Raw genomic sequence first — 13,230 nt, forward strand, 5'->3', positions numbered from 1 at the left:
TAAAAGGTAAGGAATTGAAGGTTGTTTTTTAACTGATAAAATAGCGCACCCCTCTTGTCCCCCATGATAAAATAAAGAAAAAGAGATAAAGAGGGGTAAAACTAAAATGAAAACACTGATGCTTACGGGATTCGAACCCTTTTTAGGGATGCCGATAAATCCAACTGAAAGAATAGTAACCAGTCTGGATGGAGAAACAATCGGAGCTTACCAGATTAAAAGTGTTCTCCTTCCGGTAGACTTTGAGAAAGCGCCAGTGGCTTTGTTGGAAGCATTTCAGGAAATAAACCCAGATGCGGTTGTTTCACTTGGTTTAGCTGCGGGAAGAGATGCCATTACACCAGAACGGATTGCTATAAATATCAGAGATGGCGCCCCAGATAACAGTGGAGTCGTTCTCGAGGATGCTCCGATAAATCAAGAGGGACAAGCCGGGTATTTTTCAAAACTTCCTATTCGTAAAATCGTTAACACACTAAAACAAAACGGCTTCCCTGCCAACATTTCAAACAGTGCAGGCACTTACCTTTGCAACAATGTCATGTACACAATGCTTCATCACATCGAAAAAGAAAACCTGCAAATCCCGGCAGGATTTATCCACGTTCCGTCTTCTCATGATTTAGTGGTCGAAGGCAAGAAAAGAATGCCAAGCTGGTCACAAAGGGATTTAGAAGAGGCCATTAAAATTGCGTTACAATGCCTGGATGAAGAATAGGGAGAAGAATCAGCAGTATTCACAGATTATCAGCATTTCCCTTCACTAATTGAAGGTGGGATCGAATAAATGAAGATATCCAAGATAATGACTTGCATTATTCTCATACCTATTGCATTTTTGGTCTGGTTTGAAGTATTCCGTTTAATACAGATTGAAATAAAAGGCACAGGCCAATCTATTGAACATTCGGTTATATTAAAAGGGATTAATGAATTTTCATCATTGCAAATGAATGGAAATCATCAGGGATGGATTATAATAGCTGCCTTGCTGGGTGTGTTTATTTTTATTTTAACCCGGAAACCGAAAGGGGAAAAGGATCGGAAATAATAAGGAAAGAGGGGCTCCTAGTTGCTTCTCTTTTTCTGACTAATGAAAGAAAAAGAGAAGCAACGGGTGGTTACTTCTCAATTTGTATTAATAATCAATAGTGCTAGACATTGTAGATCCGGCTGGAGGGAGAGAAGCACCACCGCCTCCTGCTACTTCATTACTATTTGAAAAATTAGAAGATAAGGCGAAAATTGTTGCAACTAAAAGGACAACACTAAGTACTTTTTTCATATGCTCACCTCCTTTAATTCAAAGAAAGATTTAGCTCATAGTAATTTGATGCTAATTCATAATTTCGTTGTTTAATAAAGTAGTCACCCATCATTTTTGTTAAATCTGATAAAACTTTCTTTTCACTGTTTTCTAATAGATAAGGTGCAAGTGTATTAGTTAAATACCTATATGCATCATATTCACTGGAAAGTTTCTTTTCATAATAAATAGTTAGTAAGGTATATTTTTCAAAAGATTTATTTTTACTACTTCTTTCTTTTGCAAGCTCGATTAGATCCTCGACTTCAGATAGATCTCTCTGCATAATCTTTGCTTCTAAAAGTGAAAGAAGAGTTTGAATATAAATCTCCTCATCTTTGTTTAAAATGTTTAATAAACTTCTAGTATTTTCAATCGCTTTGACATAGTTTCCTGATTTAGTTAGTGAAACACAATGGTTATATTCAATATGAGGCACTAAATGATGTAGATTTACTAACTTAGAATTTCTTATAAGATGTTTGTAAATCTCCTCAGCTTCATCATAGAATCCAAGATTAAAATGAGAAATTGCAAGGAGCATTTGAGTATAAATAATTCTAAAATAATTAAATTCACTTAAATATAAATCAAGAGCTTTATTTCCATAAACAACAGACCTTTTATAATCATCAAGGTATACATATCCCCAACAAAGATGATAATAAATATCACTTAATAAAAAATCCGGTAAGTCAGGATTATCATCTAATATAGAATGAAACATTTCTAACGCTGGATTAATGTTGATATTTACAATTTTGGCAACTGAATAGTATGTATTAAAAATTATTTGATTTTCAGTACTAAAAGACTCGAATCTTGACTGTAATTCTTTTTCAATCTCCTCAGATTTCTCATAATCATGAACAAATACAAAATACCTAAACAAAAACAAATCTAATCTATCAATTACTTCCTTATCCAACCCCTCACGCTCTATCAATCTTACTTTTTCATAGAGTGCAGTGGCCTCATCTTTATCATAAAAGTGTATAGCTTCAATAAAATCATTTAATAGATTATTCACTTCCAGTAGATCTTCTACTTTGTTCATCACTATATCACCTTTTGGATTATATTGTCGATTATACCATAAATTATTTAAGAATAAATAGAATAGTGTATAAAGTTCTAGAAAATTAGTCGTATAATATGTTAATTTTATGCAAATAAAATGAAAATTTATTCGGATATGGAGGGGCTGCCATAAGAAAATTGGTCTATTGACAGATATTCATAGCTTCGTCGTTGAAGGCGGTATTGTCTGAGATTGATGTACACGGTGGTGTCGATTATATTTATGTGGTACTTAAGGGTTCCCATGAGACAATTATATGCTTTGGGCATCATCATCCTGTCCATTTTTTCCAAAACGAGGAAAAAATTTATCTGAATGTTTTTAAAGCATTTCATGGTTTCAGTGAATAACTTACGACATTTGTACCCTCTTTAAAATGGATCTAAACCCAAATATCGTAAAAATGGTCTATTTTTTTATAACTATACCATAGGTTGTATGAAAATACACCTATCCTGCAAAAATCGCATGTTGTGAAAATTGCCTAAAAAATCACGTGTAAAATAGCATTTTTAACTAATAGTTGGTAAAATAGCTCCCGCATTAATGACAGGAGCTATTTTTACCACTAAGACTTTATTCCTCAACGGCAAACGAAACGGTTTTCTTCGCCTGCGCAACCCCTTTAGCGGCCAGCCAAACTTCAAGAGTGTAGTTTCCAGGCTCTAGATTCTGGAAAGAGCCTTCATAATGAAGCTTGTCACCTTGAGCTAATTCTTTCTCCTGATAAATCATAATAAATTGTTTTCCATCTGAAAATTGCTCAATCTTTTCGCCGTCTTTATAAAGAATGTAGTCATATTCCATGCCCGATGAAAAAGTAACGGTTTGTTTTGCCTCTGTCTGATTTACAACGTCAAACGACCATTTCCAGCCTTCATCTTGCTGATCAACCTTCAAAGAAGAGAATAATGCACTTATCACAGAACCAGGCTCCTTTTTAATCATATAATGATACAACTGATACAACGAAACCGCTAAATCTCCACGCGTTACTTCTATTGTATAGTCATCCGCTCCTGGAAGTAGCTTTTCCGTTAAAACTGCTGCTAAGTCATCCTGATATTCTGAATCGGCTGGGAGCCAAATCGAAGCATAATCTCCAGTGTTTAATTTGGCTGCTTTTGCTAAAATTTCAGCGAGCTCCTGGGACGTTATGTGTTTGCCTGGCTGGAATTTTCCATCCTCATAGACCATCCATCCGGCTTCTTGAACGGCACGAATCACATCGTAAGCCCAATAGCCGGCAAGGTTTTGATGAGGGGAAACGGACCCAGGAATTTCAAGCTGAAACATTCTCTGTAAGGTGGCAGCCACTTGGGCACGGGTAGTCTTTTGAGCTAATTGGGCTTCCCCATTGGCATAGCCATGGAATACACCAAGTCCATGTAAAAATTGGTAGGCTTCATCCTCCGCAATCCATTCTCCGTTTTCTGGAAGCTGCAAACATGTGACTTCATTCCCTGTACAAACTCCATCTGTAGCAGCCAGTCCAATCGAAGAAGGAATCAATAACGAAACCGTGGTAAGTCCGATCATTCCGAGTTTCTTCATATAAAGTTTCCACTCCTTTGTTAGTGTCACCCATTTAGACGAAGTAAGGGTTTCCATTGTTACTGAATGGAAAGGATTTTTTAACATAAAAAAACCATAACCAACAAAGGTTATGGCTAATTTTTATTAATCCTCTAGAAAAGGGCTGTCTGAATCCACATAAATATAGGTACCGCGATTCGGCTTTTGTACGCTAGGGTCCAGGTTTTCAACAGACTTCATAAATGTAGTCATATTCGCAATAGAAGAGCCAGTGGCTTCTTCAACCGCACGCTGTAAATCGACCCCTTTCATACCTTCCGGATGCATTTTTAAGATTTCGATTGCAGCTTCTTTTTCAGGAGTTACGGTCGGCTTTCTTCCGCGTTTGCTTCCTTGTGTAACGGGATTTACTTGTGGTTCTGCATATATTTTTGGAGCTTCGGCGATTGGAAGTTCTTCTGCTTTTATGGATTCAGCTGTAGCTTGGGCTGCTGGATTTTTTTCGTCTAATTCACGAAGTTTATTAAAAATAATTTCTCTTTCTTCACGGAATATTTTTAAAAAGCGTTCTTCTTGTTCAGCCAATTGTTCCAGCCGTAACTTAAGTGCATCTCTTTCATTAAACATAACGACCTACCTCCATCGGTTCTTAACAAAATTTTCACTGAAATCATAACATAAATTACAGTTAATTTAATATTAATAATATGTTACATAATTAAATTCATCCCATAATTAAAAATTTTTATACATTAAAGAGAAAAAAGTTCAATCCGTTGAAAAAATCAGAAAAAAATTTTTTTTGTACAAAAATGGCTCGTACACCTTGTCCTTATTGGTAAAAACGTGCATAATCCCGTATCCAAGCTAATAAAATGTTACAAACACATAAGTAAGTAGAGAGTGTTTGAGGTGAGCGCGTTTAATTTTACAGCCAGATCGAGTTGGAGACATGTTTATATCCGGTAGGAACAGATGGGTTACACCATTCTGCCGCATAAATAAATAGACGACCAAGAAGCTACGAAAGAGTTCTTACCCAGACCCGAGACAATGTCGGACCCTTCGTCTGCTTTGAACAATGCAGGCATTCTTAGAAGATTTTATGCGGGATTATAAGTACTTCGTCCAAGTGAAAGCGAGTCTCATTTCACACTTCTCACATCCAATTTAGGGAGGGCGAGTGGTGTGCACGATTACATCAAAGAAAGAACAATCAAGATAGGTAAGTATATCGTGGAGACGAGAAAAACAGTTCGCGTCATCGCGAAGGAGTTTGGCGTATCCAAAAGTACCGTTCATAAGGATTTAACAGAAAGACTTCCCGAGATTAATCCTGACCTAGCAAATGAAGTAAAAGAAATTTTAGATTATCATAAATCAATTCGTCATTTGCGCGGCGGGGAAGCAACAAAGCTCAAGTATAAAAAAGAAGAGCCAGTTTAAAAAAGCGCAGCTTCGGCTGGGCTTTTTGCATTGTATGATGTTTACCCAATTATTTTAAAAATAAAACTAGCGGTATGAATTTTTTATATAAAATTTTCATTTTCTCCGAGTTGAAACTTTATTTTTATGAATAATAATGGAAAACCTTCACAAAATATACTTGTTACTTTGATTAAAGGAGGACCAAATCAATGCAAGTACGTGATGTAATGTCAACGAATGTGGAAAGCTGTTCTTCAAATGATAGCATTGAAGCTGTAGCCCAAAAAATGAAGGATTTAAATGTAGGAGCTCTTCCAGTTGTTGAAAATGGACAAGTAGTGGGAATGATTACTGACCGTGATTTAGCAGTACGCGGGATTGCTGAAAACCGATCAAATGTTGGCGACGTGGCTACCACCCAATCGGTCGTAACTTGTAGTCCAGAAATGTCTGTAGATGAAGTGGCTGCGATTATGGCACAACATCAAGTTCGCCGTCTGCCTGTAGTAGAAAATGGACAGATCGTCGGAATTGTAGCTCTTGGCGATCTGGCTGTAAGAGAACAATCAAACGAAATGGCTGGCGGAGCGTTAACTAATATTTCAAAGCCGGATGGGCAAATGCAATAAACAATAGCTATAAGAAACTTGCGATATGTTTAAAAGGGTCTTAAATAAAGGCCCTTTTTTTTTATGAAACTTAATATTATGTTTACGTAAAAGCGTAAAATTTGTCGAACGGAAATGATTGAAGTCTAAAAAATATTTAGGTACGTTAAGTAGGTGATTACAAATTTAGGAATTTTTTCACATTTTTAACGTAGGTATTTTAAACTAAAGGAAAGGGCGGGAATCAGTGAGAAGGTGGCTCAATTTATTTGTGGCAAGTATTTTAGTTTTATCTACAAGTCTAGTATTTACGGAGAAAGCAGTAGCAGCAGGTGAAGAAACAATAACCATTGACGCTACGGATGATTTGTCGTTTGACAGCTATGATTATTGGCCAGATGGATATTCTATTAATGAATTATCTAATGTTCATTTTGTGGGATATGAAGATTATCTAGGTACCGAGTATATTGCTTCATCAGCTTTAAAATTTAATATAGACTCTGTAAATCGAAACAGACAAATAGAGAAAGTGTATTTAGTAGTAAAAATTGCAGCAGTATACAATACTTTAGGGGAGCCGAAATTGGATATTTGGTCTTCGGAGGATAATACATGGGTGGAAGATAATTCTTCGATACCTGATCCAAACCAACTAATTGATACATTTACTTCCTTTACTAATGAGGCAATCAACAAATTTGATATCACGAGTTATTTTAATAGTGTGAGCAGCGATGATAACGTAATAAGTTTGGTTTTAAAAGGAAATGAAGAAGCCGTAACCCCAAATCCTGAAGCTGATTCTAAAGCAACCCAAATAGCCTTTTACGATAAAGTCTATACATCCACAGACAACAGTGACGCCCCTCACCTAGAAATCATCTATGCACAAAATGACCCTCCCACAGATATTCAGCTTAGTTCAACAGAATTTCCGGAAGATACCCCGGTAGATTCGGTAATAGGTTCATTTTCAGCAACGGATTCGAACTCACCGGAAGCTTTCACATATGAGCTGGTTAGCGGAGACACGAGTGACTTTGCGATAGTTGGTAATGAATTGTTTTTAAAGCAAACTGCTAATTTTGATGAGAAATCTAGCTACAGCATTAGGGTCAGAGTTACGGACACAGCCGGAAATACTTATGAAGAAGATTTTACAATTACAGTCTTAGAAGTGAATGGCGCACCGGTAGGTACCATCACCATTAATTCAAGTGCTGAGTATACCAATAATCGTGATGTTACATTAAATCTAACAGCGGATGATCCTGATGGGGATGACATGACGATGCAGTTTTCTAACGATAATATCACATGGAGCACAGCTGAACCTGCTTCTTCTTCAACTACAAAAGCATGGACATTATCCGAAGGAGACGGTGAAAAAACTGTTTACTACAGAATTTCAGACGGATCACTTTCAAACACTTACTCTGACACCATCATATTAGATACAGCTCTACCAACTGGAACACTAAATATTAACAGCGGAGAATCAATAACTAACAACCGAAATGTGACCCTTGATATTTCGACCGATTCGAACGGATCTTACGAAATGCGATTTTCCAATGAAGAAGGTTCTTGGTCAGCTTGGGAGCCAGTAACATCTACTAGAATGTGGGAGCTTTCCAGTGGTGATGGGAATAAAACTGTAAATATGGAACTTAAAGATGCAGCGGGTAATAGTAGTGAAACCTCAGCAACGATTCAATTAGATACTGCAGGACCTACTGTAACAGGTGTAGCTGACGGTGGCATATACAATGAGGATGTCACGATTACCTTTGAAGAAGGTGATGCCACTTTAAATGGAGTACCATTTGCTAGCGGGGAAGCTATATCATTTGAAGGAAGTCACAACCTGATTGTTAAGGACGACACAGGAAACACGACCACGATCTCATTCACCATCGATAAAACAGCCCCAATCCTAACTTTTACAATCAATAATAATGAAGCTTTTACAAACAATCCTGACATCACATTAAATATATCTGCTGACGATACCGTAACTGGAATTAGCGGTATTGCCTTCTCAAATAATGGAACAGATTGGTCTGCATTTGAACCCTATTCGGAAACAATGAACCGGACATTACCTGAGGGAGATGGAGAGAAAACGGTTTATATTAAGGTAATGGACGGAGCGGGAAATGAAACACAAGCGTCTCAAACAATCACCTTGGATACAACGGCCCCAACGGGAAGCTTTTCCATCACTGAAGGAACGCATACAAATGAAACGCTCGTTCATCTGGCAGTTACGGCTGATGATAATATGGGTCCGATTCAAATGCAATTTTCAAATGATAATAGCACCTGGAGTGGCTGGCAAGACGTGTCTGAAACAGCTGCCTTCACTTTGGATGGTAATGACGGAGAAAAAACGATTTATATGCAGCTTCAGGACGGAGCGGGTAACGTTAGCACGAATGAAATCTTACAAACTATTGTCTTAGATAGAGAAGCGCCAGTGGTAACGGGTGTAGTCGAAGGACAACAAGCTAAAAGCGTAGCACCGGTATTTAGTGAAACGAATGCAACCTTAGATGGTGAGCCATGGAGCAGCGGAGATGCGGTAACAATTGAGGGACCACACACTCTCATTGTAACTGACCTTGCAGGGAACAAAACCACTGTAACCTTCATCATCGATAAAACAGCCCCAGAAGGCACCATTCAAGTTAATAATAATGATGATTTAGTGAATACAACCGGTGTAACACTATCGATTTCAGCAACGGATGCAAATGGTGTTCACCAAATGAGACTCTCAAATGACGGAACGACATGGGATCCATGGGAGGATTATTCAGCCACTAAAAATTGGTCGCTGCCAACTGGTGACAGTGATAAGACCGTTTATATCGAATTAAGTGATCAAGCGGGGAATACATTCCAAACATCAGATGCGATTACCTTAGATACAACCGCCCCTACTGGTTTAATCAAGATTGAAGGGGACAAACCCTATACCAATCAAACAACAGTAAACCTACAAATCACTGGGGACGATATACATGGACCACTTCAAGTCAGATTTTTGAACGACCTATCTGATAATTCAGCGTGGGAGCCATTAGAAGATCTGGCTGGAGTAAAAGCATGGACGCTTCCAGTTGGAGACGGGCTAAAAACGGTTTACATGCAAATTCAAGATGCAGCAGGCAATGTCTCAACTTCTACAGACGAAATTACTTTGGATCAGACTGCCCCAACAGTAACTGGTGTTACGGAGGGACTCATTACAAATAACAATGTCACCATTACCTTCGATGGAATGGGTGAGCTTGATGGGGAAGTGTTCAATAGTGGTGAAGCGGTCACTTTAGAAGGAACGCACACATTTATTGTCAGAGATGATGCCGGAAATTTAACCTCAATCACTTTTACGATTGATAAAACAAATCCAGAAGGAACATTAACGATTAATAACGGAGCTAGTATAACAAATGATGAGGATGTAAAGCTTTCCTACAGTGCAGCAGATAACCTGGAAGGTGATGTCATCGTTCGTTTTTACAATTCCAAAACAGAAATGTCCGACCCAATAACCGTGAATGAAACCGGACTTTTTGACTGGACACTTCCAACAGGAGATGGTCAAAAAACGGTTTATATGCGAATCGAGGACGAAGCCGGTAATGTCTCAGTAGTGACGTACGAAATAGGACTCGATCAAACGAGGCCGACAGGTACGGTCACGATTAATGCAGGAGCAGGAGTAACGAATAATCCAGAGGTCGTACTTTCCATTACAGGAAACGATGCGAATGAACCGATTCAAATAAGGATTGCAACAGACACTGACAACTGGACAGAATGGGAGCTATTGACTCCCGAAACAGCTGTCACATTGCCAGCTGGTGACGGTGAAAAAACGATTTTACTAGAATTGAAGGATGCTGCCGGAAATATCTATCAAACATCCGACACGATTGAACTTGATACAACTTCACCTGTGGTCTCAGGGGTCACAGAAGGACTCAAAACAAAGGAAGATCTCACCATCACTTTTAATGAAGGAACCGCAACATTAAATGAGATTCCAATTACCAATAACCATCCAGTTACATCTGACGGAGACTACACACTCGTTGTGACGGACACAGCTGGAAACGTCACAACTGTAACATTCACAATTGATAAAATTTCACCAGCAGGTACAGTTATCATAAACAATGGAGCCGATTACACTGCATCCACAACAGTTGCCGTCTCTGTAACCGGAACAGATGCAAGAGGATCTGTTGAAATGCGGTTATCGAACGTGAATGGAGCTTGGACAGGTGACTGGCAGCCAGTTGGGACTGTGTCAAATTGGACTTTGACAGAAGGTGACGGTACGAAAACCGTATACGTTCAACTGAAGGATGAAGTCGGGAACGTAACCGAACTAGAAGACAGTATTACGATAGACATGACAGCACCAGTCATAACTGGGGTAACGAATGGTCAAAAATCAAACATAGACCTCACTATCTCATTCAATGAAGGCACAGCGACCTTAAATGATGTCTCATTTACAAGCGGTGGGACCGTTTCAGCAGAGGGTAATTACACACTAAAAGTCACTGATTCTGCAGGTAATGAAACGACAGTCGAATTCGTTATCGATAAAACAGCTCCTACTGGAACTTTCACACTTAACAATCATGACATGGAAACCTTACTGACAACCGTTGACATTCAAATAACCTCAACAGATACAGGTGTTGGGGAGCTTGAAATGAGATTTTCCAATGACACAACCACCTGGAGTGAATGGGAACCAGCAGCAGCATCAAAAACATGGGAGCTAGATGACACCTCCTATGGAGAAAAAACGGTGTATATGGAAATAAAGGATGGGGCAGGTAACATTACTCAACTTACGGACACGATTGTATACAAATCCGTACCAGTGCTTCAAGACGATACAATCGAATTTGATGAAGACACGGACCATATCTTTGCCGATTCAGACTTCAGTTTTACGAATGTAGATGGAACACCACTAGTCACGATCAAAATTTTAACACTTCCTGAAAATGGTTTATTCCAGTTCGGAACGGAAAGTGTCAAAGAGGAACAGGAAATAGCTGTCTCAGAACTTAGCAATCTCATATATACACCGAACGAGAATTGGTACGGGTCAACCGCATTTACATGGAACGGAACAGATGGTTCTAATTATGCTGCAGAGCAAGCGACCTTAACACTGCAAGTGAACTCGATCAATGATCAACCAGTCGCAGAATCACTTGAATTTACGACAACAGGTGGCCGACCAATAGAGGGGATGTTCAAAGCAGAAGATATCGAAAAAGATCATCTGACTTTTGAAGTGGTAGATGAACCTGAACGTGGTGAATTAACGATTGTTGCCGAGACTGGAGAGTTCAAATTTATCCCTCAAGCAGGTAACTATAGAACACTCACCTTTACCTACCGCGCCTTTGATGGAACTGACTATTCAGAGCCTGCAACGGTTACCTTAACAAATCGTATTCCACCAGCACCACCAGAAAAGCCAGTGGATGTGTTGATCAATGGCGTATCATCTAATATAAATATTGAAACAAACGAGAGTATCGTAAACGACATGACAATCCTCAGTATTTTATTTGAATTAGGCGTATTTAGAGGTTTTGAGAATATGAATATAGATCTAGAGATTAAAAAACAGGTCGATTCTATTAAAGCAGATTTTTCTCTCGAAATGCTGGAAGAATTAAAAAACCAAGCGACTAAATTACGACTGAAAACACCAGATGGAAGCTTCCAAATACCGACACAAAGTTTTAAGCAAGAACCAGTTTTGGAATACTTCGATACGTCAGAGGGTGTTCAGGTTTCAGTTCAGCTTCAACCGACAACAGATGATTTAGAGAAACAGGTTCTTGATGCTTTAGGAAATCGTACTATTCAAACCTATATTCCGCCTGTTCAGTTTGAGGTAAATTACACACAAAATAATGAACAACATCAGATCCATCAATTAGACCAGGCAATATCGATGGAAATTCCACTCCCTGAAGGCGTGAATCCAACCTTTGCAGCGATGCTAATGCCGGATGGCAATCTTATCTATGTTCCAGCGAACTTTGAACAAACAGAGGACGGCGTTGTCGCCAATATAAGAACCTTTACGATTGGAAATGTAGTCTTTTTGAAAGATGAAATTATAACGGATGTAAAAGGAAAATTAATTTCTTGGGGGATATTGAATCAAGAGGATTTCACACCTGAAACAAGCAATCAAACATCAAGGGCATTATTTGTTGAAGCGATGACAAAATCACTAGGTTTATCGGGAGTTGAAGAACCAACTTTTTCTGATGTTCCACCTGGTCATTATGATATTTATAGAGCACTTGCTTATAGCTTAATATCTGGCTATGGAAATGGGAATTTCAAACCGGAACAACCCATTTCAAGGGAACATGTAATGGTCATTCTATCCCGGGCATTGGGCTTGTGGGATAATCCGATTAGATTAGAGGAAGTCGAAGTCGAAGCTACCTTAAGTGCCTTCAATGATGCGGAGCTTCTGCAGCCTTGGATTCGAGAAGCAGCTGCAGTGAATATAAAACTAGGGATTTTTCACGGAAACGGAAATGGTGAGATTATGCCAAAGGATAATCTCACGAAAAATCAATTGATTGAAGTTTTGAACAGATTCATGAGTAGGTTTTTTTAGGCTTAAAGTAAGTAAAAGAGGTCTGACCCAATTTTGGGTCAGCCTCACGCTATTATTCTTATACTTTTAAGGAGAGTATCATGAAAGTAGAAGCGAGGCCTTACATAGGGAGCTTAGATGAATCTTTTCTTTTTGATAATTATCTTAGTTTCAGATGGGATGAAGTGAGTGCATTCTCTTGGAGTCTGGAAGAAAAAACAACCTTCCTTCAAATGCAATTTCATTTGAAACAAAGATCCTACCAACAACAGTTTCCAAATTTAGAGACGTTTATTCTAACTGTAGATAGTGAAAAGGTCGGTCATTACATGGTTGCTAAAACATCAAGTGAAATTCGGTTAGTTGATTTATTCATTATTCCTGCCTACCGATCAAAGGGGATTGGATCATTTGTAATGAAAAAGCTGATGAAAAAAGCCAAAGAAAACTCACAAACTATGACCCTTTCTGTTTTTTATCAAAACAATCAAGCTAGGAAATTGTATGAAAAACTAGGATTTGTATTAGAAAAAGAGGAGGTTCCGTATATAAAAATGCGATGGAATCCCTTTATAGGTTCGATTAGGTAAGGAATAAGAAC

General features: G+C 38.5%; 10 protein-coding genes. 6 read left to right on the top strand and 4 right to left on the bottom strand.

Annotated elements, in window-relative coordinates; translation table 11 throughout:
• Nucleotides 1-106 precede the first annotated feature (106 nt).
• Together CRO56_RS01590 and CRO56_RS01595 are read left to right on the top strand one after the other, a co-directional pair.
• Nucleotides 107-718: a pyroglutamyl-peptidase I gene (locus CRO56_RS01590; protein WP_097156837.1), complete on the top strand. Its 612-nt coding sequence runs from the start codon at nt 107-109 to the stop codon at nt 716-718.
• 69 nt (nt 719-787) lie between these two features.
• Nucleotides 788-1,051 carry a hypothetical protein gene (locus CRO56_RS01595; protein ID WP_097156838.1) on the top strand — a complete coding sequence of 88 codons (264 nt, stop codon included), beginning with the start codon at nt 788-790 and terminating at the stop codon, nt 1,049-1,051.
• An 87-nt stretch (nt 1,052-1,138) separates the two neighbouring features.
• On the opposite strand, the gene CRO56_RS22735 is transcribed toward CRO56_RS01595, so the two are convergent.
• The 4 genes from CRO56_RS22735 to CRO56_RS01610 form a co-directional block, all read right to left on the bottom strand.
• Nucleotides 1,139-1,285, bottom strand: a complete 147-nt coding sequence (locus CRO56_RS22735) for a hypothetical protein (RefSeq protein WP_179714133.1) — start codon at nt 1,283-1,285, stop codon at nt 1,139-1,141.
• 13 nt (nt 1,286-1,298) lie between these two features.
• Nucleotides 1,299-2,363, bottom strand: coding sequence for a hypothetical protein (locus tag CRO56_RS01600; RefSeq protein WP_097156839.1), 1,065 nt, complete (start codon nt 2,361-2,363; stop codon nt 1,299-1,301).
• Between the two features lie 600 nt (nt 2,364-2,963).
• A complete protein-coding gene (locus CRO56_RS01605) occupies nt 2,964-3,941 on the bottom strand; it encodes a BsuPI-related putative proteinase inhibitor (protein ID WP_179714134.1) in 978 nt (325 codons plus the stop codon).
• 126 nt (nt 3,942-4,067) lie between these two features.
• A complete protein-coding gene (locus tag CRO56_RS01610) occupies nt 4,068-4,550 on the bottom strand; it encodes a Rok-like winged helix domain-containing protein (RefSeq protein WP_097156841.1) in 483 nt (160 codons plus the stop codon).
• A gap of 561 nt (nt 4,551-5,111) precedes the next feature.
• On the opposite strand from CRO56_RS01610, the gene spoIIID reads away from it, so the two are divergent.
• The 4 genes from spoIIID to CRO56_RS01630 all read left to right on the top strand — a co-directional run bounded on the left by spoIIID (nt 5,112) and on the right by CRO56_RS01630 (nt 13,219).
• Complete coding sequence (spoIIID, locus tag CRO56_RS01615) at nt 5,112-5,369, top strand: sporulation transcriptional regulator SpoIIID (protein ID WP_097156842.1); 258 nt, start codon at nt 5,112-5,114, stop codon at nt 5,367-5,369.
• Nucleotides 5,370-5,560: 191 nt separating this feature from the next.
• Complete coding sequence (locus tag CRO56_RS01620; RefSeq protein WP_097156843.1) at nt 5,561-5,980, top strand: CBS domain-containing protein; 420 nt, start codon at nt 5,561-5,563, stop codon at nt 5,978-5,980.
• A 250-nt stretch (nt 5,981-6,230) separates the two neighbouring features.
• On the top strand, nt 6,231-12,650 hold the full coding sequence (locus tag CRO56_RS01625) for an Ig-like domain repeat protein (RefSeq protein ID WP_097156844.1): 6,420 nt from the start codon (nt 6,231-6,233) through the stop codon (nt 12,648-12,650).
• A gap of 80 nt (nt 12,651-12,730) precedes the next feature.
• Nucleotides 12,731-13,219, top strand: coding sequence for a GNAT family N-acetyltransferase (locus tag CRO56_RS01630; RefSeq protein ID WP_097156845.1), 489 nt, complete (start codon nt 12,731-12,733; stop codon nt 13,217-13,219).
• The last annotated feature ends 11 nt before the right edge of the window (nt 13,220-13,230 follow it).

This window comes from Bacillus oleivorans, assembly GCF_900207585.1.
Classification (GTDB): Bacteria; Bacillota; Bacilli; order Bacillales; family JC228; genus Bacillus_BF; species Bacillus_BF oleivorans.

Coding starts and splice junctions, on each gene's coding strand:
- CRO56_RS01590 (WP_097156837.1), top strand. CDS start 107: ATGAAAACACTGATGCTTACGGGATTCGAACCCTTTTTAGGGATGCCG.
- CRO56_RS01620 (WP_097156843.1), top strand. CDS start 5,561: ATGCAAGTACGTGATGTAATGTCAACGAATGTGGAAAGCTGTTCTTCA.
- CRO56_RS01610 (WP_097156841.1), bottom strand. CDS start 4,550: ATGTTTAATGAAAGAGATGCACTTAAGTTACGGCTGGAACAATTGGCT.
- CRO56_RS01600 (WP_097156839.1), bottom strand. CDS start 2,363: ATGAACAAAGTAGAAGATCTACTGGAAGTGAATAATCTATTAAATGAT.
- CRO56_RS01605 (WP_179714134.1), bottom strand. CDS start 3,941: ATGAAGAAACTCGGAATGATCGGACTTACCACGGTTTCGTTATTGATT.
- CRO56_RS22735 (WP_179714133.1), bottom strand. CDS start 1,285: ATGAAAAAAGTACTTAGTGTTGTCCTTTTAGTTGCAACAATTTTCGCC.
- CRO56_RS01595 (WP_097156838.1), top strand. CDS start 788: ATGAAGATATCCAAGATAATGACTTGCATTATTCTCATACCTATTGCA.
- CRO56_RS01630 (WP_097156845.1), top strand. CDS start 12,731: ATGAAAGTAGAAGCGAGGCCTTACATAGGGAGCTTAGATGAATCTTTT.